Source organism: Planococcus rifietoensis (genome assembly GCF_001465795.2).
Lineage (GTDB): Bacteria > Bacillota > Bacilli > Bacillales_A > Planococcaceae > Planococcus > Planococcus rifietoensis.
Map to the genome: position 1 here is coordinate 2,946,908 of NZ_CP013659.2, position 22,068 is coordinate 2,968,975.

21 protein-coding genes are annotated in these 22,068 nt (G+C 46.7%); 10 read left to right on the top strand and 11 right to left on the bottom strand.

Translation table 11 applies throughout. From position 1 onward, the window contains the following. Positions 1-118 precede the first annotated feature (118 nt). The 4 genes from cls to AUC31_RS14650 form a co-directional block, all read right to left on the bottom strand. A complete protein-coding gene (gene cls, locus AUC31_RS14635; RefSeq protein WP_237150639.1) occupies positions 119-1,591 on the bottom strand; it encodes a cardiolipin synthase in 1,473 nt (490 codons plus the stop codon). Positions 1,592-1,745: 154 nt separating this feature from the next. Then, positions 1,746-2,621, bottom strand: coding sequence for a GAF domain-containing protein (locus AUC31_RS14640; RefSeq protein WP_058382482.1), 876 nt, complete (start codon positions 2,619-2,621; stop codon positions 1,746-1,748). A 161-nt stretch (positions 2,622-2,782) separates the two neighbouring features. Further along, complete coding sequence (locus AUC31_RS14645) at positions 2,783-3,355, bottom strand: MEDS domain-containing protein (RefSeq protein WP_058382481.1); 573 nt, start codon at positions 3,353-3,355, stop codon at positions 2,783-2,785. A 259-nt stretch (positions 3,356-3,614) separates the two neighbouring features. Beyond that, positions 3,615-4,949, bottom strand: coding sequence for a hypothetical protein (locus tag AUC31_RS14650; RefSeq protein WP_058382480.1), 1,335 nt, complete (start codon positions 4,947-4,949; stop codon positions 3,615-3,617). Positions 4,950-5,191: 242 nt separating this feature from the next. Here AUC31_RS14650 and AUC31_RS14655 point away from each other — a divergent pair, with 242 nt between their 5' ends. After that, on the top strand, positions 5,192-6,022 hold the full coding sequence (locus AUC31_RS14655) for an SDR family oxidoreductase (protein WP_058382479.1): 831 nt from the start codon (positions 5,192-5,194) through the stop codon (positions 6,020-6,022). 67 nt (positions 6,023-6,089) lie between these two features. On the opposite strand, the gene AUC31_RS14660 is transcribed toward AUC31_RS14655, so the two are convergent. Both AUC31_RS14660 and AUC31_RS14665 read right to left on the bottom strand, forming a co-directional pair. Continuing rightward, positions 6,090-6,476: a potassium channel family protein gene (locus AUC31_RS14660; protein WP_058382478.1), complete on the bottom strand. Its 387-nt coding sequence runs from the start codon at positions 6,474-6,476 to the stop codon at positions 6,090-6,092. Between the two features lie 21 nt (positions 6,477-6,497). Further along, positions 6,498-6,968, bottom strand: a complete 471-nt coding sequence (locus AUC31_RS14665; protein ID WP_058382477.1) for a peptide-methionine (S)-S-oxide reductase — start codon at positions 6,966-6,968, stop codon at positions 6,498-6,500. 409 nt (positions 6,969-7,377) lie between these two features. On the opposite strand from AUC31_RS14665, the gene AUC31_RS14670 reads away from it, so the two are divergent. After that, positions 7,378-9,036, top strand: a complete 1,659-nt coding sequence (locus tag AUC31_RS14670; RefSeq protein WP_058382476.1) for a M4 family metallopeptidase — start codon at positions 7,378-7,380, stop codon at positions 9,034-9,036. Positions 9,037-9,158: 122 nt separating this feature from the next. Here the strand turns inward: AUC31_RS14670 and AUC31_RS14675 are convergent, their stop codons facing one another. Beyond that, positions 9,159-9,677: a helix-turn-helix domain-containing protein gene (locus tag AUC31_RS14675; protein WP_058382475.1), complete on the bottom strand. Its 519-nt coding sequence runs from the start codon at positions 9,675-9,677 to the stop codon at positions 9,159-9,161. A 179-nt stretch (positions 9,678-9,856) separates the two neighbouring features. Between AUC31_RS14675 and AUC31_RS14680 the strand changes: the two genes are divergently transcribed. The 6 genes from AUC31_RS14680 (at position 9,857) to AUC31_RS14705 (ending at position 16,786) form a co-directional block, all read left to right on the top strand. Further along, the gene (locus AUC31_RS14680; protein WP_058382474.1) at positions 9,857-10,108 is read left to right on the top strand and encodes a PLDc N-terminal domain-containing protein; all 252 of its coding nucleotides are present in this window, start codon (positions 9,857-9,859) and stop codon (positions 10,106-10,108) included. Further along, positions 10,083-10,973: an ABC transporter ATP-binding protein gene (locus tag AUC31_RS14685; RefSeq protein WP_058382473.1), complete on the top strand. Its 891-nt coding sequence runs from the start codon at positions 10,083-10,085 to the stop codon at positions 10,971-10,973. The genes AUC31_RS14680 and AUC31_RS14685 overlap by 26 nt, the downstream gene beginning before the upstream one ends. Next, a complete protein-coding gene (locus AUC31_RS14690; RefSeq protein WP_058382472.1) occupies positions 10,970-11,737 on the top strand; it encodes an ABC transporter permease in 768 nt (255 codons plus the stop codon). The genes AUC31_RS14685 and AUC31_RS14690 overlap by 4 nt, the downstream gene beginning before the upstream one ends. Before the next feature lie 95 nt (positions 11,738-11,832). Beyond that, positions 11,833-12,789, top strand: a complete 957-nt coding sequence (locus AUC31_RS14695; RefSeq protein WP_058382471.1) for an arsenic resistance protein — start codon at positions 11,833-11,835, stop codon at positions 12,787-12,789. Between the two features lie 219 nt (positions 12,790-13,008). Further along, positions 13,009-14,478 (top strand): Na+/H+ antiporter NhaC, encoded by a 1,470-nt coding sequence (nhaC, locus tag AUC31_RS14700; RefSeq protein WP_058382470.1) that lies wholly within the window; start codon positions 13,009-13,011, stop codon positions 14,476-14,478. Between the two features lie 229 nt (positions 14,479-14,707). Beyond that, entirely contained in the window at positions 14,708-16,786 is a 2,079-nt protein-coding gene (locus AUC31_RS14705; protein ID WP_058382469.1) for a GAF domain-containing sensor histidine kinase, read from the top strand. Positions 16,787-16,859: 73 nt separating this feature from the next. Here the strand turns inward: AUC31_RS14705 and AUC31_RS14710 are convergent, their stop codons facing one another. Further along, positions 16,860-17,741 carry a LysR family transcriptional regulator gene (locus tag AUC31_RS14710; RefSeq protein ID WP_058382468.1) on the bottom strand — a complete coding sequence of 294 codons (882 nt, stop codon included), beginning with the start codon at positions 17,739-17,741 and terminating at the stop codon, positions 16,860-16,862. A gap of 123 nt (positions 17,742-17,864) precedes the next feature. Between AUC31_RS14710 and AUC31_RS14715 the strand changes: the two genes are divergently transcribed. Together AUC31_RS14715 and AUC31_RS14720 are read left to right on the top strand one after the other, a co-directional pair. After that, positions 17,865-18,599, top strand: a complete 735-nt coding sequence (locus AUC31_RS14715) for an SDR family oxidoreductase (protein WP_058382467.1) — start codon at positions 17,865-17,867, stop codon at positions 18,597-18,599. 31 nt (positions 18,600-18,630) lie between these two features. Continuing rightward, positions 18,631-19,203, top strand: coding sequence for a DapH/DapD/GlmU-related protein (locus tag AUC31_RS14720; RefSeq protein ID WP_058382466.1), 573 nt, complete (start codon positions 18,631-18,633; stop codon positions 19,201-19,203). An 89-nt stretch (positions 19,204-19,292) separates the two neighbouring features. Here the strand turns inward: AUC31_RS14720 and AUC31_RS14725 are convergent, their stop codons facing one another. From AUC31_RS14725 to AUC31_RS17970, 3 genes are all read right to left on the bottom strand, one after another. Further along, a complete protein-coding gene (locus AUC31_RS14725; RefSeq protein WP_167549949.1) occupies positions 19,293-19,811 on the bottom strand; it encodes a cyclophilin-like fold protein in 519 nt (172 codons plus the stop codon). A gap of 271 nt (positions 19,812-20,082) precedes the next feature. Then, complete coding sequence (locus AUC31_RS14730; protein ID WP_058383752.1) at positions 20,083-20,733, bottom strand: class D sortase; 651 nt, start codon at positions 20,731-20,733, stop codon at positions 20,083-20,085. An 82-nt stretch (positions 20,734-20,815) separates the two neighbouring features. Further along, the gene (locus tag AUC31_RS17970; protein WP_058382465.1) at positions 20,816-21,748 is read right to left on the bottom strand and encodes a DUF6612 family protein; all 933 of its coding nucleotides are present in this window, start codon (positions 21,746-21,748) and stop codon (positions 20,816-20,818) included. Between the last annotated feature and the right edge of the window lie 320 nt (positions 21,749-22,068).

Genomic DNA, 22,068 nt, shown 5'->3' on the forward strand with positions numbered 1-22,068 from the left:
TAGAATCTTTTTTTCAAGCCTGGGTTCCTTTAAAATCCTCCGTCAAAACAATAAAAAAGCTCGAGGCAACGAAAGCCTCGAGCTTGAATGATTTTTTCCGCAACAACGATAGCGGGCTTTATAAAATTGGCGACACCAATTTGGCAATGTCCTGTTTGGCTTTTTCAATCCAATGCTGTTTCTTGAAGTCCGCTTCGGTTAATTCGACACAGAGCTTGCGGTCCTGCAGAAACAGATCCGCCATTTCCTGTGCCGAGCCAGCATCGTAAACGAAGGCGTTCAATTCAAAATTCAAGGCAAAGCTGCGGACATCCATATTGGCAGAGCCGACCGAGAATGCCTGTCTGTCAACAACGAGTGTTTTGGCATGCAGAAACCCGTTCTGGTAGCTATAGACTTTGACGCCGTCTTCGAGCAATTCGCGGGCAAAGGACAGCGTCGCCGAATGGACGAAGAGGTGATCCGCCAAATGCGGAATCATCAACTGCACGTCCACCCCGCCGAGCGCCGCCGTCCTAAGTGCATCCATGATGGATTTATCCGGGATGAAATAAGGCGTCTGCAAATAAATCGATTCCCGGGCATGATGAATCATCTTCAAATAGCCATTCTTGATGTCTTCATGCGTTTCCAGTGGACCGCTTGCCACCAGTTGCATCGGGACACCGGACGGATGATCCATTTTCGGAAAATAGGTTTCCGCATACTTCATCGGATATTTTTCAGCGGCCTGGTTCCAGTCGATGAAAAAGCGGTTTTGCAGGGAATGCACCGCTTGCCCTTCAATGCGCAGATGTGTATCGCGCCAATAGCCGAACTCTTTTTTCTTGCCGATGTATTCGTCACCGACATTAAAGCCACCGGTGTAGCCGACACGTCCGTCAATGACAACGAGTTTCCGGTGGTTTCGGTGATTGAGCCGCGGATTGATGCTCGTCAGCATGGCCGGCAAAAATGCAGCCGACTTGCCCCCTGCTCCGTGGAACGCATCAAAGAAATGCTTCGGCAGGCTGCTCGATCCCAAATCGTCGTATAAGACCAGGACTTTGACACCTTGCTGCGCTTTTTCAGTCAGCAGTGCCAAAAGTGCTTGGCCAAGATCGTCGTCATTAAGGATGAAATACTGGAGGTGGATATGTTTTGAGGCAGCGCGGATATCGTCGAACAAAGCATCAAACTTCCGTTTGCCATCATTGAAGATTTGAATATCAGCGGCTGTCGACAAAGGCGCATCAGTCCGCGCAGCATTCATTTGAACAATATCCATCCATTTCTCTTCGAGTGCAGCAGGCGGCTGGAAGCTTCTTGATTTCATTTCCGCAAGCTGGCGATCCTTCAGATCGGTAAAGTCACGGTTCTCATAGGCAACTGGCCGATTCAGACGGCTGCGCCTCAGGGGTTTTCCGAACAATAAATACAGCACAAAGCCGAGGATCGGGATAAAGAACAGGATCAAAATCCAGGCCCATGCCGAAGAAGCCGTTTTCCGCTCAAAAAATAAAATGAAAAACGCCAGAACCACATTGACGATGATGAAAATATTACTGATCGTGCTGAGCCATTCGAATGAAATTGCAATCCCTCCTCCCACTATTCTTTCTATATGAACGTTCAATAAAGCTTGTATCTGTTGTATTACCCTTTGATTGGGGTTTTTAACGTCTTCTTCCATGGAAACAAACGAACCCCGGGGAATCCATTAAACGTGGATTCATCCGGGGTCTCGCCTTTTTGTGTGCGTTCGTTTATTTCGAAAGGCCGTTTTCGTAGGAATTTTTCTGAATCAAGGCGAATCCGAGCTGATCGATGGCGATCTTCAGCGTCGCTTCCATTCGTTCGCCTTTCAAGGAATGGGCGAAATGCGGGACTTTCATAGCCATCGTCGGCAAAATGCCGGTAATGATCGGGGTGATTCCCATGATCTTCAAAGCTTTAATCAAATCCAGGAGAGGATCTTCGATGCGCGGATCGATTTGTGTAATGCCCGAGAAATCCAAGATCAGGTAATCGATGCCTTCACTTGCTTTCATCACGACATCCTCGATCAATTGATAAGCGCGTTCAAGCGTAATATGGCCTATAATCGGCAAGATCGAAATCTCATCCGACAAGGGCACGAGCGGAGACGACAAGGTCTGGATTTCCTTTTGGGCTTTGTCGAGTTCCAAGATATAGCTCAGCAAGGACGACATCATCTCGAACATCTCCTGCTGCTCTTCGGTGAACGAAACCGGTTGCTTGTCCAAGCCGCAAATCGTGCCGTACACTTCCCCGCTTTCGTAATAGATCGGGATCCCGATGAACGCACCGTTGCCGAATTGCGCCGAAATCTCAAGCTTGCCGGCATTGTCGTCTTTTGAGATATCTTCGATCAATAGCGGCTCCTGCCCATAATTAATCGCTAAACTGCAGAAGGTCTGGTCAAGCGGCGATTGGCTGTCTTCCACTACCAGTTCTTCGTGTCTATTGAACGCTTTCTTGATGGTATTGGTTTTTCCGTCATTTTCAGCAATGAATAGCGTGTTGATGTCCATTTGCTTGCTCAACATGTTCAAGATCTGATTAGCTGCATCATTGAAGTTCTGAAATTTTCTGGAAGGGCTGATTGTCTGATGGTGCATGTGATCCCTCCTCTATAGGGAGTGTCCAATGAGAAAATTGGCGCACTTTTCCTAACGATACTATAAGCCGCTCTTTGAATGCAATGTGCAGGATTTCTGGTATCGCCGTAATCGGCGGAACCCATGCTTCACAAAATTTAAGGCTAAATGAAAAACCAGGCTTAAGCCTGGTTCGATACTGATTGGTACTGAGGCGAAGCAATCAATTCGTCTTCCAATAAGACATATGGATGGGTTTTCATCAAACTTTCCGTTAAATGAAGAGGCATCTTCTTTTTTTCATACGCACAAACCAGTGGGAATTGATATTCATCCACCGCGCGATCTGCAATTTTTTCGAAATCTTCTATAAGGAATAGCGGTTCTTTCACACTTTCCCATTCCACATGCGCCCATGAGCGGAAGCTTAATTCGTTTTCAATATAAGGCGCCACCGTTTTGGTGAAATACTCATGGATGGCGGGTGGATGGTAACTTCCACTCGACCAATAGAAATGAAGGCTATTAACGAATTGTACCAGCTTTAGTTGTTTTTCAGTATACCGTTCCTCTAGGTGCGGCTTAAGTTCACGGGTCATCCGTTCGTTTTCCACGACTAAAATGTATTCGCCAGCATGAATTCCTTCATCTATGTAATTCAATAGCTGCTGCGCATAAGTTTCGGCTCCATCGAAAGCATACAATACGTGAACATTGCGCTGGGTTTCAAGCAATTGATTCATCTTGCTTCTCAAGCGACCTACCTTCTTTCTTTATTCAATTTCAACCAAAAAAGAAGTTCAATCCTCGACAAACTAATGAATCGAGAAAAACAGCTTGCTTTCTATTAAATTATACCATTACCCTGTACTTTTCTGCTGTTATTCTTTTGTATGCCTTCCAGCCTGGACGTTAAGCACCATATACACCGTTTTAGAACCTATACCACAAGAGAGAACACAGCCCTAATCAAAAAAAAGAAAGGGCTTGAGCCCTCTCTTTTTCAATCGTAAGTTACTGTTTTTTAGTTTGACGATACGTCAGTGTTCCAGCAGCCATGAAGATCAATGTGCTGAGTGCGACCCACAAGATCATCGTATTGGATTGGCCGGACATGCCGCCGAATCCAGTTGAAGGCATCTTGTCAGGTGCTGTGTTCTCGAAGTTCTCTGGGAATTGGTCGACGATGGCGCCGCTCAATCCTTTACCGATATCGAACATGATCGCATAACCTGCGCGGTATGTGTCATATGAAGCAGCATAGTCGCCGTTCACGTATTGCTGGAATGTGTCTACAACGGATTGTTCATGTGCTTCCACGCCTGCAATTGTTTCATCCAACGGCATGCGGTCTTCCGTTGCTGTGTTCAAGAATGTGCCAAGGTCTGTCGCGAATGTGCTTGTCAAAGTGGAAACGGCTTGCTCTTTCGCTTGCTCATCTTCTGAAGCTGTCGCATTTGCCAAGTCGCCTTGGACAGCGATGTGTTCGTTATTCCATAGTTCCACAAACTGGTTGCTCGCTTCTTCACCATAAACAGAAGCTAGAGCCGAACGGAACTCTTCAGTGTTTTGGTCTTGTGCCCAGTTGACGAAATCGAAGTCAGCCGAACCGTTATAGCCTTTTGCCATGCTCAATTGCGCAAGGGCAAAGTGTTCTGCTGCAATGCGGTTCACTGTCGAGCGGAAGTCGCCGGCTGGTGTGTTCGGGTCAGAAAACTGATCCGGGAACTGTGCCGAAATCGCTCCGCTGATGGCGCTGCCTGCACCGAAGATTTGCGTGAAGCCTTCCAAGTACATTGTGTAAGCAGCTTCGTAATCGCCTTCTACATAAAGATCAAACGTGTCTTGAACGAAATCTTCATGCTCACGAAGTGCTGCTGTCGCACCATCTTCAGGAAGATTGCCTTCTGTTGCCGTGCCGAGGAATGCACCCATTTCATCAACGAACGATTGGATTTGATCCAATGCTTCTTGTTGCATCGCGGCGTCATCCGCTTTCACGGCCGCTGCGTAATCATCTGTTCCCATATTGTGCTTATCGAAGATTTCAACGAAAGCCGCTCCGCCATCTTCCCCGTAAACGGAAGCGATGACCGGTTCCATATCAGCTGCGTTCTCATCGAGTGCTGCCATGGCTTCATCTGCAGCTTCGTCGCCATCATAAATTTTCATCATGGAATCCACTGCAAGCGCATAATGCTCGGACAATAGTGAATCCAAAGTTGCGCGAAGTTCCACGCCTGTCGTTTCCGTCGGCGGTGTTTCCTCAGCCGCCAATACGGTAGATCCGATTCCTGGCACCAAAAGCGATGCACCTACTACTGGTAGTAAAAGCTTTTTCATTTTCATCTAACCACTCCTCTGTTTTGTTTTCTTATAAGCTCAACGGAGCGGGTTTGAATTTAGATCACAATTTCTCAAAAAAAGTTCGCACCGGTTAAGCGGTTACATTGGAAAAGCCGGTTTAGCGCCCATTTCAGGTGGTAGTTAAGATAAAGTATCGTCATTTAAATACGAAAGCCCCGGCACAAGATATGGCCGGTTAGACAATAGGATTTTTAAGAACAGACTATATAGAGGAGGAACAGAACATGGGTAAATTACAAGATAAAGTAACCGTCGTTACAGGCGCAGCGACAGGCATCGGGAAAGCGACGGCAGAACTGTTTGCACAAGAAGGCGCGATTGTCCTGCTTGCGGATATTAAAGAAGAAGAATTGCAGGAAACAGTCGCTAAGATCAACGAAAACGGCGGCACGGCGAAAAGCTTCCAGGTGAATATCGCCAAGGAAGAGGACGTCACATCTTTCGCCAATCAAGTAAAAGAACAATACGGAACGGTTTATGCGTTGTTTAATAACGCCGGTATCGACCAAGAAGGCGGCAAAGTGCATGAGTATCCGGTCGATTTGTTCGACGACATCACTGCTACTGACTTGCGCGGCACTTTCTTGATGAGCAAATATTTCATCCCGCTCATGATGGACAATGGCGGAGCGATCGTCAACAACGCTTCAATGTCCGGCAGCTTTGCCGATTTGGACCGCTCCGGCTATAACGCAGCAAAAGGCGGCATCATCAACTTCACGAAATCCATCGCCATCGAATACGGAAGATCCGGCATCCGCGCCAATTCCGTATCCCCTGGCACGATTGAAACACCGCTGATCGATGAATTAGCTGGCTCTAAAGAAGAAGAAGCCGGACGTGAGTTCAGAGAAAGCAATAGATGGCTCGCTCCTCTAGGACGCCTTGGCTTACCGAAGGAAATCGCTACGACGGTATTGTTCCTCGTCTCAAGCGACAGCTCTTACCTGACAGGCCAGGACATCGTCGTCGACGGTGGGCTTACCGCTTACACATGGCCGGGCAAAATGGTCATGGACGACAGCTGGAAAAAAACGACCACAAAAGAACAATAAGGTTATAAAAAGAACCCCGACCGGCAGCTACTTTCAACAGCAGCCCGTTCGGGGTTCTTTCCTATTTCTATTTAGTTTTTTGTTTCGGTGTAGACTTTGCTTGGTTTGCCTTCACGTCCAATTGCTCGGGCCGCTCAAGTTTCACTACCGCATACGCGAGCCTCATCAACACCATGACCATTACACCAACACCGACAGCCAAATAAATCATCGTAAAGCTTCGGCTCAAGTTGCCGCTAGGTACGAGACCCGTATCGACTCCGGTTGGAATCAGGCTGACGAACGCAAAGTAAAAAGCATCAAACAAGGACCAGCCTTCTATTTGATAATAGAACAAAGTTCCCGACAGCACGATGAACGCCAAAGTCAGCAGCAAAGTCCTGAATAAGGGCTCTTTGCCAATGCGGTAGATGGCGGACAGCAAGCGTTTTAAGGTCAGTATAAGTGAAATCATCGGGTCATCACGCTCTTTTCTTTACGCATACTTAGTCAATAAAGCTGTTGGGATATGGCAGTAATCATCCGGACATCTGTCCAAACGGTCCTGATGCTCTGCTGCGCTCGCTATGTAGTTTTCAAGCGGCAAGACTTCGACTGCAATGCGCGCCGAATCCGTTCTTTCATTAATGAAGGCTTTCGCCGCCGTTAAATGCTCGGGGCTTTCGCTATAGACACCGGTCCTGTATTTCTCGCCGACATCCTCGCCTTGTTTATTGACGCTATAGGGATCGATGATTTCAAAGAAATACCCCATCAGTTGTTGGACCGACACGCGCGAAGCATCGAACGTAGTTTTGACGCATTCCGCGTAGCCATCATAATCGCCTGCTAGCGATTGCGTCTTGCCGTTCGCACGCCCCGCTTCGGTCGACTCGACACCCGGCAAGGTTTTGATGAACGCCTGAACGCCCCATAAACACCCGCCTGCAAAGTATATAGTCTCCATATCGACACTCTCCTTGTGCTGTAGTAGCTCTTTCTGCCGCTCTGATATATAAGCCGAGCTGTTCCATTCAGTATAGCATCTCAAGGAATCCAGCATAAATCTTCGCTAATTTCCTTATGCCATCTTTTGGCTGCGCCCAAATTTATTGTTTCAATAAACTGCTTTTTAAGAATAATTAGCCTTTCAAATCGTTTGCGCCTTTTCTGAATGGCGAAATAGCGCTAGAAGTGGCTCCATTTGGCCTAGTAAATAAACAAAAGGATTTTTTTGCCGTCTTCCCCCAAGTACAATCTTCACTTTTAACGGCTCATCAAAATACATACTCTACCCTATATATTCAGAATAATTAAATAGCTATGATGATTTTACCGAGTTGCAATACCGGTAAGACGAGAAGGAGTGACTTTTGATGAGCAAAAAGAAATTACTGACTTTAAGTTTGGCAGCATCACTCGCATTATCCGCCACAGCGGTTTCCGCCGATACCCTATCTAAACAGGCAACAGAAAAAGTCCATGTCAATAAAGACACCCAGACACCTGATTTCATTTCCGGAACATTGACTGAACCGTCCGATCAAGATGCAAAAGAAATTGTCTTTACATATTTGGAAGAAAACGAAGACACATACAAAATCGATAAAAAAGACCTTTCCAGCTTCAAAGTGATCAGCCAGGAAACAGATGATCTCGGCTTCACAAAAGTGAAGCTCCAGCAGAAATTCAAAGGAGTGCCCGTTTTCGGTTCCGTGATTAACGCCCATGTTGACCAAGACGGCGTGCTCACGTCCATCTCCGGGAATTTGGCGCCGGAATTGTACGATAAGAAATCCTTGAAGAAAGGCGCAACCTTGAAAGCCGGGGCTGCAGTCGAAAAAGCAGCAGCCGACCTGGAAGAAAAAATCGGCAGTTCCCCAGAGCTTGAAGCTGAAGTGACGCCGGAATTGGTCATCTATTCCAAAGACGGGCAAGCGCATTTTGCCTACAGCGCTGAATTCGAGTTCCTCTATCCGGAACCGGGGAATTATCAATACTTCGTGGATGCCAAAACAGGCGACATCCTCGATTCCTACAACCAGATCCATGAAGCGAAGCCTTCCGGAGGCGGTTCAAGTTTGACGGGAGAAGATTCAACAGCAACCGGCAAAGGCGTATTGGGCGATACAAAATCGTTCAATACTTTAGTCAATAGCAGCGGTTCTTACCTGGTCGACCGTACGCGCGGCAGCGGCATTTTCACGTACGACGCGAAAAACCGCACACGTACGCCGGGTACGCTTTGGCTCGACAGCGACAATGTCTACAACGCCGCTTATGACGGCGCAGCGGTCGATGCCCATACTTATGCTGGCCAGACTTACGATTACTTCCAAGACGTCCATAGCCGCAATAGCTACGACGGCAACGGCGCTGAACTGATTTCCACTGTCCATTATGGCCGCAGCTATAACAATGCGTTCTGGAGCGGTTCCCAAATGGTTTACGGCGACGGTGACGGCAATACCTTCGTGCCGCTATCCGGTGCGCTGGATGTCATCGCGCATGAATTGACGCACGCCGTGACCGATACTTCCGCTGACTTGATCTACCAGAACGAATCCGGCGCAATCAACGAATCGATGTCCGATATTTTTGGAACGCTTGTCGAATACCATTTCAATAACAAGCCGGACTGGCAAGTGGGCGAAGACATCTATACGCCAAGCGTCGCGGGCGATGCACTGCGCTCGATGGAAGACCCGACCTTGAGCGGAGACCCAGATCATTATTCGAAACGCTACACCGGCACGGGTGATTACGGCGGCGTTCATATCAACTCCGGCATCAGCAATAAAGCGGCGTTCCTGCTCGCCAATGGCGGCTCGCATTACGGCGTGACGGTCGCTGGCATCGGCAACGACAAAGCGGGCGATATCTACTACCGCACACTCACGCAATACTTGACGCCGAACTCCAACTACAGCCATTTCCGCGTTTCTACTATTCAAGCGGCAACGGACCTGTACGGCGCATCGAGCGCTGAAGTCGCAAGCGTCAAAGCGGCATTCTCAGCTGTAGGGGTTAACTGATCGATCGGCCAAAGCAACATAACGCAGCTATAAGCGCAGCTTTCATTTGCGCTCCTTATCCATAAATAAAGCACAGCTGATTCCATTCAGCTGTGCTTTATTGCGTTCATACTTTTATCGGATTATGGAATAATCACCAACGAAACAGCGCGCTCAGTACCCTCTTCCGGCTCTTGAGCATGATAGTATTTTTCCATTAATGAACTGAGTTCTGATTGAAACTCGTTAAAGGATTCGTCTGTTAGATTCAACTTCACTAAAGAAAATGTCGATTGATCCTGGGTCTGCTCTTCCACGCTGCGCTCATGATAATTTTTATAGTTTTGCAGAATGTACATGAAATAGTACGTGATGAACCGGATTCTCTCACTATAAGTAGCCGACTGCCAGTCTTCCTGGCTCACTTTATAGGCTTGCGTGTTCAGTGCATAGAGTTTTTCTTCCACTTTCCCGCTGCGGTTGATGCCCACGACTTTCAGTAAATCATCCTCCACCATGGAATTCACGTGTCTGTACAAAGTAGCTTGCGACACTTCTTTCAATAGTTTATTCAGCTGCAAAATCGATAATCCCTCTTCAACATCGATCAATTCCAAAGCTATTTTAAACCTGACCTGGTTTTTAAATAAATCAAATTCCATGTGCAATGTCCCCTTTTTGAGTGCGCTTAATTAGCTATTATATATTCTTTCAGGTGTTTTACCAACTTCCGTCAAATGCTTATCCAGGAGTATGTACACACTGAAAAAGTTGGGCATGCATAAAGTAGTTGACGTTTCTATTATCATTATTGATAATGATAATAGAAAGGGTGATAAATATGAATACTGATATTACTGCTTTACTGGAAATTGATTGGGGCCGGATTCTTCCATTCGCCTTGCCCATTATCGTTTTCAACTTATTGCTCATTGGCGTCGCGCTGTACGACTGGTTTAAGCGGAAAGACCGTATTGCGGCACCGTATGCTTGGCTCGCCGCCATCTTATTGTTCCAATCATTGGGGCCGATCTTGTATCTGGTCATCGGAAGGAAGGTCATTCGCCATGATTACAGTCGAGAAGCTTCATAAGACGATTAAAAAACGACAAATCTTGAGCGATGTCTCTTTTACGGTTGCACAGGGGGAATGCGTCGGCTTACTGGGGCCAAATGGTGCCGGCAAAACGACACTTATTAAATGCATGACTGGCGTTTTGCACTATGAACAAGGGAACATCACCTTCCATTCCAAGCCTATTGCCCAGCACAAACAAGATATTGGCTATTTGTCCCAACATACAGACTTCAAGCCGTGGATGAGCTGCGCGGAATCGCTTCGTTTCTTCGGAAAACTGTCCGGCCTGGATGCGGCAGTTTTACAGGAGGCTATCCCTGCGGTGTTGGAGGAAGTTGGGCTGAAGGGTAAAGAAAGCTATAAAGTGGAACAATTATCCGGCGGGATGAAGCAGCGGCTCGGAATCGCACAAGCCATTTTGCACGAGCCGCAATTGTTGATTTTGGATGAACCGGTCTCGGCACTCGATCCGATCGGCCGGAACGAAGTGAAAAAATTGATCGCCCGCTTGAAGAAACGAACGACGATCATCATTTCCACACATATCCTGGACGATGCCAGCGAATTTTGCGACCGCTACATCGTGATCAAAGATGGCGTGATTGCGGGAACCATCGACAGCCAACTTCAACAGGCCGACCGCAAACAGATCTTGGTGAAGACAGCGAAGACTCCACCAGCAAGCGGTATTGGGGCCGGTGATGGCGTGGCACATATTGAACGCCTGTCACCCTCCGCTTTCCTTTTGACAGGGACTGAACAACTTGATTTGAAAAAAGTCGTTAATGACATGGATGCACAAGAGCTGGATGTCAAGTCCATCGAGTTTTATGAAAAAGGAATCGAGGAAATTTTCCTGGAGATGGTGTCGGACACATGACCAACTTTTATACACTCACCCGTACAGAGCTGGCCGAAGCCGCAAAAGAATACAAGTTCATTTGGCTGACCTTGTTTTTCGTCATCTTGGGCGTCACCCAGCCTTTGGTCCATAACTATATGGACGTAATCCTCGAAAACGTAGGCGGTGCAGACGGCATCACGATCGACCCGAACCGGCCGGTGCCGAGTTCCGGAGAAGTTTTGCTGTCGACCATTTCCGGCCAATTTAACCAAATCGGGCTCATCATTTTAATCATCAGTTTCATGGGGCTCATTGCCTCCGACCGTAATAGCGGCATGCAGGACTTTATCTTGACCCGCCCGGTTTCGCTGCAATCTTACCTGATGTCAAAGCTTGCTGGCCACTGGCTCATCAGCATGTTCGCCATTGCCATTGGAGCCGTCGTTTCCTACGGCTATACCATTTTCTTATTCGGTTCGTTCTCTTTTTCCGATTTCTCGTTGTTCCTTTTGATGTACAGTTTGTGGATTCTCTACGTTATTAGCCTAGCGATCTTGATCAGCACATTCATCAAGGGGCCAATCCTGATTGCGGTCGCGACCATTGCCGCCTCCATTTTCTTTATCTTGATTAAAGGCTTTAACCAACTGGCGTTTCAATTGTCACCAGGCGGAGTCTTGAACGTCGCAGAAAACTACTTGCTGCCGGGTCGCGAGGTCAATCATTTCAGCATCCTGTCGTGCGGAATGTTTATTGTGTTTAACCTTTGGCTGGCTAAGAGAAACATCACACAGCAATAATCTTCAAGCGAACAGCCAGAAAAACAAACGCGTCCAACGGCTATGGTAGAATAAAGTCAAAATGTTCTTTACTTGAAGTTAGGTGTGGCGCAAAAATGAAGTTATTTGAGAAACTATACTCCTTAGTCATTTTTCTGGCCGTCCTGATTGGCTTGGGGCTCGGCCAATTCGAAGCAATCCAACAAAATGCAGAGCTGCTCATTCTCCCTTTACTGATCATCATGCTTTATATCACATTTCTTCAAATCCCCCTTGAACAGGCCAAGCAGGCTTTTAAAAATGCCAAGTTTTCCTCTATCGCCTTGATGGTTAATTTTGTTGTTACCCCTCTTGTCGCCTGGTTGCTGGCCTCTCTCTTCTTGGGAGGACAGCCCGCGTTATATATCGGCTTCATTATGTTGATGGTGACACCGTGTACGGATTGGTATTTGATTTTTACGGGGATGGCCAGGGGCAATGTGGGCTTATCGACAGCGATGCTGCCTATTAACTTGATTCTTCAAATTCTCCTGTTGCCGTTCTACCTTCTCGTTTTTGCCGGGACAAGTGGAAGCATTGATCTTTCCTTTTTGCTGGAAAGCGTATTGACGGTCTTGCTCCTGCCTTTATTTTTGGCTATTGTTACAAGAAAACTTGCCCAAAAGGGAAAATGGCTCAATGAACGGCATTTAGCTAAGCTTGCTTCATTGCCGATTTTGTTCCTCGCTTTGGCGATTACGGCCATGTTCGCTTCACAAGGCCGCTTGCTGCTAACAAACCTCGACTTGTTATGGCAATTGTTGCTGCCAATCTTGACATTTTTCCTTGTGACCTTCATCTTTGGCCAACAACTCGGGCGTTACCTGGAGTTTACATATGAAGATACCGTCAGCTTGAATATGACGACCTTGGCGAGAAACTCACCCATCGCCTTGGCTATTGCCATGACCGCTTTCCCAGACGAGCCTTTGATTGCGTTAACTTTGGTTATCGGTCCCTTGCTTGAATTGCCGATTCTGGCTGCTGTCACACAACTACTGCTGATCCTTCGAAAATTTCGGCCGCATTCTTAAGAATCCCCACCAGTTCATAGCCAACTGATGAGGATTTTTTCTATTGAACACCAAGTATTATGGATTTCTTTCATAAAATATAATATCAAAATAGCGCAAAAATATTTTGCGCAAAAATTTTAGATTTTGAAATTTTTGAAAAAATCATTTGCACCTCTTCGGAGCTCATGGCAAAATAGTTGAAAAGGCTTTCATTATCTTGCATTGAGGAGATGAACCATGAAAAATCAACAGAAAATAGAAATTCCTTTTGTTATGGCGTTAATTCCCTTCATCGTCATGATCAGCATCATGGCAATTACGATCATCAAATTTGGCGGCAGCCCGCATATCCCATTATTGATTGGTGCGGCCATTGCCGCTTTGATTGGCTGGCGCTACGGATACAAATGGGAAATCATCGAAGAAGGCGCCTATAAAGGCATCCGCATGGCGCTTCCGGCAATTGTCATCATCATACTCGTCGGTTTGATCATCGGGGCTTGGATCGGCGGCGGGATTGTGGCCACGATGATCTATTATGGATTGAAAATCATCACCCCTTCCCTATTCCTCGTGACCATCTGCATCATCTGCGCAATCGTCACTTTGGCCATCGGCAGTTCGTGGTCGACAATGGGAACGATCGGTGTCGCGGGAATGGGCATCGGCGTGAGCATGGGGATTCCTGCCGCCATGGTAGCCGGCGCTGTCATTTCCGGTGCTTATTTTGGCGACAAAATGTCCCCGCTGTCAGACACGACCAATTTGGCGGCTGGAATTACGGAAACGCCTTTGTTCACGCATATTAAGCATATGGTGTATACGACGATTCCCGGCCTCATCATCGCGTTAGTCGTTTACTTTATCCTCGGCAGGCAGTTTGCCGGCACTGCGGTGGATATCGGCAACATCAACAGTATCCTTTCCGCATTGGAAAGTAATTTCGTCATTTCCCCTTGGCTATTGCTCGTGCCGCTTGCGGTCATCGTCTTGGTAGCGAAAAAAGTTCCTGCACTCCCCGCTTTGACGATCGGCGTGTTGCTCGGTTGGCTGTGCTATGTCTTTATCCAAGGCGGCAGTGTGGCGGACGCCGTCAATACGCTTCACGACGGCTTCGTGATTTCGAGCGGCAATGAAATGGTCGATAATTTGTTCAATCGCGGCGGCATCGAGTCGATGATGTACACGGTGTCCTTGACGATTGTCGCGATGATCTTCGGCGGCATCATGGAACAAGTGGGGATGCTGCAAGCGATCGTCAACCAAATTCTCAAGGTCGCGAAATCAGCAGGCAGTTTGATCGCGGCGACAATCGTTTCTGCCTTTTTCACGAATGCGACCGCTTCTGAACAATACATATCGATTCTTCTCCCGGGAAGAATGTACGCCAAAGCGTATCGGGACAAAAAACTGCATTCGAAAAACTTATCACGGGCATTGGAAGACGGCGGCACCGTCACGTCTCCATTGATTCCTTGGAATACATGCGGCGTGTTTATCGTGGCGACTCTCGGCGTCACCACCTTCGCCTACGCGCCATACGCGATCCTGAACTATACCGTTCCGATCATCTCCATCTTCATGGCATTCTTTGGGCTGAAAGTCGAATTCTTGACCGAGCAGGAATTAAAAGCACTGGAAGAAAAAGAAGCACGGCAATCAGCAAAACCCGGCGACAGCGACACTTCAGATTCTGTCCTGACCTAACTCAGAAAACATCAAGCTAATCAAAGCTTGATGTTTTTTTAGATTGCCGGGAATCCATTCCCTATTCGAAAGGAAATTTTTTTATACAAACATTTAGTAACAAATAAAAGGATTGTAACTACACAGATATAGTAATATTGTAGACAGATATACAAAGTGATTCGGAAAGAAATGTTAAAGGCACTTGCAGATAGGCCCAACGATCAGTTGGCGAGAATGGAGACATACTATGGTGAATGATCAATCGCGGTATTCGAGGCTTGCGAACATCACACGCATTGTAAATACGAAGCTGGATTTGCATGAAGTTCTGCAGCAGGTCACGACGGCTATTTCCGAGGAAATTGTCCGATGTGATTCTGTCGGCATCTTTTTGCCAGAAGGCGATGGCACGTATCGCGGCTTTGCGGGAAAGCCGGAGATGATGAGTGGCATGACGCTGCAATCGCAAATTATCGACCCAAACACAGACAACCTGGCAGCGGAACTGATAGCGACACAAAAAACCATCTATATAGCGGATACCTCCACAGATAACCGGCCGGACTTGAAGCCAGTCGGCGCCTTCCAAATCAATTCCTTATTGGCGCTGCCGATTTCCTATGAAACGGACTTTATGGGGATGGTGTTCTTGTTCAATTACGGCACACCGATGAACCTGACACAATCAGAGATTGAAAGTGTCGAAGCTTATGTAAATATGGCAGCGGTCGCCATTCAAAACGCGAAGAGCTTCAATCAAAAAGAGAAACTATTAAGGGAAAAGCAATTATTGCTCGATCTTACACGTGAACTGTCTTTCTGTTCGACGATCCAAGAAAGCCTGAACGTGTGCTTCGCCTATTTGAAACGGGCGTTTGGCGACGGAGATTTTGCCGCACACATCATAAAGCCGCCAAGCATGAAAGGCGGCACGCCGACCCAATTTCAGGCAGCCAATGATATGACCGAACAGCACTGGCAGAAACACCTCGCCGAAATGGGGCTAAACGCCATTTATGCAGAACTGCTCGCACGCGCTGTATTGCAAAAAGAAGTCATCCGCGCAAACTTGGGTGCTCAACACGAGTTACTGCTGCTCCCAATGATTTCCATGGGGAAAGTCCACGGGATCGTATCAGCGGTATGCCGGTGCGAAGCCGCAGAAGACGCAGTGGATTTGCAAATCCCTTTCGCCCAGTCCGTTATCGAAGCCACCGCTCCGGTTTTTTCGAATTTATTGTATATGGACCAATTGGAAGGAATGGTGGAAGAGCGGACGGGTGCATTGTATGCCGCAAACAAGCGGGTCAATAGCGTCATTGAAAGCATTACGGATGGCTTTTTTGTGCTCAACAAAGACTGGGAATACACCTACATCAACCAGCACCTTTTCTTACCAAAAGGCAAGACAGCGGACGAGGTGCTCGGCAAAAACATTTGGGACGTCTTTCCCGAAACTATTGATACACTCACCTATAACGAGTTCCATCGCGCCATGATCGACCGGGTGACGGTTCGCTTTGAGTCGCAATCCGATGCGGAAGACTTTTGGTTCGAAATGACCGCTTATCCGTTTGATGACGGCATTTGCTGCGTGCTGAAAAACATCAAGGAAAAGAAGCAATACGAGAAAGAACTGAAACGGCTCGCCAACTTGGATTTGATTGGCCAGATGGCTGCGGGAATCAGCCACGAGATCCGCAATCCGATGACGACGGTTCGCGGTTTTCTGCAGTTGATGTTAATGAATGAACAATTAGAGCCGCATGCTGCTCATTTCAACTTGATGATCGGTGAGTTGGACCGTGCGAATGCCATCATCACTGAATTTCTATCCGTCGGCAATACAAGAACTTCGGACATGAAAATGATGAGCTTAAATACCATCCTTGATGATATTTCCCCATTGATTAAAATCGATACAGCCAACCAAAACAAACAAATCCATATTTACACCCAGGAAGTGCCGGAACTATTATTGAATCATAATGAAATCCGGCAATTAATCATTAATTTATACCGCAACGGACTGGAAGCGATGGATGAAGGGCAGACATTGACCATCGGCACCTATCCGGAAAACGACAATTCCGTGGTGCTCGCAGTGCAGGATCAAGGCAGCGGCATCGATCCCGCCATCATCGACAAAATCGGCACGCCTTTCTACACGACAAAAGATGAAGGCACAGGCCTCGGCCTCGGTATCTGTTACGCCGTGGCGGCACGCCATAACGCAACGATCACCATCGAAACAGGACCCGAAGGCACCATTTTCTTCACGAAGTTTCCGGTTGAACCTGAGCCAAATGGAGAGCCTGATAAATAAAATTTCAGTTTCCCGACAAGCAGAAAAAACATCAAGCCAATTAAAGCTTGATGTTTTTTCTATTTATAGAGCTCTAGTTGTGTAAATGAATTCGAAGTTGCTGCAAAAACAAATTCGCTGCACTGGAGAAAACCTGGTGCTTTTTCCAAATAATATTTAAGTTCGCTTCTAGTCTCGGGCGCAATGGAATAAAACACAGTTTGCTGTCTTCGCCAGTATTCACTAACTTATCCAGACACAATGCATAGCCAATGTTTTCTTCCACCATCAATGCCGCGTTGTAGATCAAATTGTAAGTTCCCACCACACGAAGATCCTCAATGTTTTTCCCGAACCAGCCGGACATTTCATTGCTGACCGCCGTTTGGCGAGAAATCAGCAAAGGCTTATCGATCAAATCTTCAGGCTGGATAAACGGCCGTTGTGCGAGCGGGCTGTCTTTTCGCATTAATACGCCCCAACGGTCAGTCGCTGGCAGTTTTATATAATCGTATCTCTGCTTGTCCATCGGTTCGATGACAATACCAAAGTCCAGCAAGCCATTTTCCAGTTTGTCGGTGATGTCGTCCGCGTTGCCGCTGTAAAGATGGAAACGGATGCCCGAGTGGTTTTCGAGCAGCTCCTTGCATGCTGTCGCAATGAATCGCATCGCTTCGGTTTCACCGCCGCCAATATAAACTTCCCCGCCAATCTCTTGCTTCGTTCCTTTTAAATTGGCTTCGGTTTTTTCGGTCAGTTCCACGATTTCCTTTGCTTTATTGAACAGGAACAGCCCTTCTTCCGTTAAGGTGATTTTCCGGTTTCCCCGCTCAAATAAAGTCGTTCCGAGTTCCGCTTCCAGCTCTTTCAATTGCCGGGATAATGTCGGTTGAGACAAATGCAGCTGTTTGGCCGCAGCCGATATATTTTGTTCTTTCGCTACCGCAATAAAGTAGCGCAATACGCGAAGTTCCATAATAGCCTCCTTTTCTTATGCTCAAAAAGCATAATAGATTATTTGATATAGGTATTGGATATCTGAATCCTATCATTTTATGATGGGAACGAATAGATAATTATTTTGAAGGAGGAATTCCACATGGCAATTGAAGGAAAAGTCATCATCATTATGGGAGCATCCAGCGGCATTGGAGAAGCAACAGCCAGAATTTTAGCCGAAAAAGGCGCCAAGTTGGTATTGGCAGCGCGCAGAGAAGATCGCTTGAAAGAGATCAAGGAATCACTGCCGGAAGCACACATTGTCTACAGAAAAGCTGATGTGGCAAATCATGAAGAAGTGCAGCAAGTCATCGATTTGGCGATTGCCGAATACGGCCAATTGGATGTGCTGTTCAATAACGCCGGGATTATGCCGACCGCCCCGTTAGCTGAAACAAGACGCGACGAATGGAAAAACATGCTGGATATCAATGTCATGGGGGTGCTGAATGGCATTGCAGCCGCGTTGCCGAAAATGGTCGAACAAAAATCCGGCCACATCATCTCCACCGATTCTGTGGCAGGGCATGTGGTCTATCCGCATTCAGCCGTTTACTGCGGAACCAAATTTGCTGTGCGGGCCATTATGGAAGGCTTGAGACAAGAGCAGCGTGAAAACAACATCAAATCCACGATTATCTCACCGGGCGCTGTCCTGACTGAATTATATACAACGATCAATGACAAAGAAGCATCGGTCGCTCTTCACCAAGCCCAATCAGAGTGGGGACTCGCCGCAGAAGACATTGCCCAAGCAGTCGCGTATGTCATCGATACACCGGATCGCGTGTCGGTCAGCGATATGATCATTCGCCCGACAGCTCAAGAGGTATAAAGAAAATAGGACCAGGAAAGGCGGTTTTCAGATGGAGATGCAAGAGTTTATCGCTTTTTGCAAAGCAGGCAACCCCATCTCAAGTACAGATAAAGAATTGCACAGCCTTTTGGTGCAAAGCAGTTTTCAAGCCCAGAAGATCATGGTGGAGTTGAACTCAACTTTTAACACGCAAAAAGAAATCGTCGCACTGTTCTCTGAACTGACAGGCGCAACAGTCGACGCCTCGTTTTTATGTTTGCCTCCCTTCTACACGGACTTCGGCAAGAACATAAGCATCGGTAAAAATGTGTTCATCAATACCGGTTGTTCTTTCCAGGACCGGGGCGGCATCACCATCGGCAATGGCTCATTGATCGGCATGAATGTCTCGATCGCTACCTTGAATCATGGCTTGCCTTTGGAAACAAGGGGCACCACCACACCCTTTCCTGTAGTTATCGGCGAAAACGTATGGATTGGCTCAAACGCCACCATCCTTCCCGGTGTGACAATTGGGGACAACGCCGTTGTGGCGGCAGGGGCTGTCGTTTCAAAAGACGTCCCTTCAAACACAGTGGTGGCAGGAGTCCCGGCAAAGGCCATAAAGAAAATTACGGAATAGCTGCGAATCATTTGTTCCCTAATTGGATGAGTGATAAAAAGAACGCATCGAGTCTAGGACTTGATGCGTTCTTCAACTATATAAGCCTTTTATTCATCATTTCCGGCGAAATTAAGGACAACCGTAACATTCCCCTCTCCGACCGCTTGAGTAAACTTTTCCACATTTTCGATATATCCGAGACGCGTGTATTGATGGGAAGTTGAAAGCTTGTCATAAAAAAATACCAGGCAATCGTCTCCGTAAAGCATGATGTCTCCCGCATTAATATGCTCTGGGCTCTCAGAATTTGTTGGGAGCCTTTCTGAAAGATAAAAGAATTTTTCATTTCCATGAAGATCTTCCATGTCTATGGTTAACGGAAGCAATTCAAGCAATGCTTCGGTTGTCTCGCTTTCGTAAAGTTGTGCTGAGAATACTTCGTTCCCTATTTGCAATTCTAAAGCAAGTAGATTTGCCATCTGCGCTTCCTCCCTTTTCTGGTTATTGTCATGACTTGATTGTTCTTCAGCATTTGGCTCTTCTATTTCATCTGTTACGCTCTCATCACAAGCACTTAAGCCAAGAGCCATGACGATGATGCCTAATGACAAAGCTAATTTCTTCATTTTCATTTCCCCTTCCTGTTGAGACTATGGAGAAATTTACTGAATCTAAATTAAGTAGGCTGATTTACTTGTGTTAAATGGATATTTTATATTTTCAATATCATCATAAAGCGCTGGAATTCAAATGACCAATGCCTATATCAAATAGTCCGATATGTGTTTTGGGCATACAACTTCAAAAATGTTTTCAATGTAAAAACCGGACTCCTTAGAGGAAGTCCGGTTTCGGGTTTGATAATGAATCGAATATGTCGAAAGGAAATGTCTTTGTTTATTGTATTTCTTGGACCTCTACAAGACTCCCTTGAATGATGTAACGGTCTGGAGCATAGCCAATATAATCAAACGGATAACAAGTGGTCAATGTTAATGTGGCTTCATCTTTATCCACAATCACCGTTCGATCCTCAGCATCGGTTATCCATATTTTCTCGATTGCATATTCATAGCGCTGTCCTTTGTACTCCAGAAAGACAGAATCGCCTTTTTCCATCTCTTCCAAACCTGTGAACACTGTATCGCGGTGGCCGCTCAGAACCGTGTGCCGCTGTTGATCGGGTGTTGTGGTCCATTCACTCACATACATGCCAACTCCTTGGTCGAGCGTTGCTTCATCCGCTCCCCAATAAGTGGAATAGCCCGTTTCAATGGAAGGAATCACTAACCGGCCGACTTCTTCTCCTGGCTCATAGTCATTCATGTCATTGCTCATTATAGGTGTTGGTTCTTGAACCGGTTCAAGGGAGCGTTCGGAAGCCGGTTCAGGGGTTGATGTCATAGGGTTTGACGCTGCATTATTCCATCCTTCGATTTCTTCCAGTGACACGGTTTCAGCTGCCTGCGCACTTTGCCACCATTGGAAGCCAAAATAACCTGTCATTGAAAGGCCAGCGATCATAATGATCGTATACACTTTATTCATGAAACCGGCTTGCACCTCCCTCTTTATTGAAATAAATCATTACAGAACAAAAAACCGCATACAGAGCTGCGGTTTTTGTTTTTTATTGAGTCGTTGTGCGTCTTCTGAACAATAACAGTCCAGCACCTAGAGCAGCCAAGCCCATTCCTGTGAATGCATATAATGGGTTGTTGCTGGCAGTGTCCGGCAATTCGCCGCCTTGTTCACCAACGCCTTCCATTGGAACCGCATTATCCAACACATCTTGTGGCACGGTGATCGGCTCGACGCCGTTAAAGTTGCTGATCGTCATGTCTGTGCTTTGAACCATGTTCAAGCTCTCACCGGCAGCCGAAATGTCCATATCTACATTCATAGACATTTCCGTTAAATAGAACGTGTCTTTCTCAATGGTCATTTCGTAGCTAAGCTCATTGAAATTGATTTCTTCCATCATGCCTTCCATGGACATGTCCGCGCCTTCTTCACCCATCATGGATTCGAACGATGCCATAACAGCTTCCATCAATGCTTCTCCGTCGCCTTCATAAGTCAGCTGGTATGCATCTCCTGTGTCTTCCACCGACATGTCTTCCCCGAGCGCTTCAGCCTGGGCCACTTGATCGCCGGCAGTCGTCATCGCCATCAGTTCATCCAAGCCTTCAGAAAGTTCACTCGGCAATTTCACCCAACCTTGCATCGGGTCTTCCTGGTAAAAGCCCTCTTCTGTCCAGTAGGATTCCAAAGTCTCTTCTTCCCCACTAGGTCCAGAAGTAGTGACCGTCTGATGCATCGCAAACGGATTGAATGTCACATCTTCTTTCGTATGAATCGGAATCGTCGTCGTTTCTCCAGTAGCAATGTCCGGCATGGTGATTTCCATAGTCGTCTCGCTGGAGTAACTATCGAGCGATGACATCGCTTCGTTGGACTTTTGCAGCACGTCGACTGCGCTCATTTCCTCAGCTAAAGCCGGAGTGGCAGTCCCTACTGCAAGCACCGTCACAAAAGAGGCAGGTATCACTTTTTTCAACATGTAAACACGTCCTATTCCATAGTATTAAGAAGCCGGGATGAACTCTCATATATGTATGTACTTTCCAATTAAGCCTCTTATAGTTCCTACTTCCCTATATAATTTGGCTAAAACATTCATATAGTCACCCATTTTTGAAAAATGGCTTTAGCAAGGCGGTTTCGCTTCTCTCTTTTTCAATAAAATATTTCAACTAGCGAGTTCTTTTCTTTTCTTTTCTTCGACGAATAATTCAAGGTTTACCCGTCCTTGTTACACTCACGATCGCGCTATATACTAGAACTAACTTTTCACCTGAAGGGACTGAACTATGCGCAGAT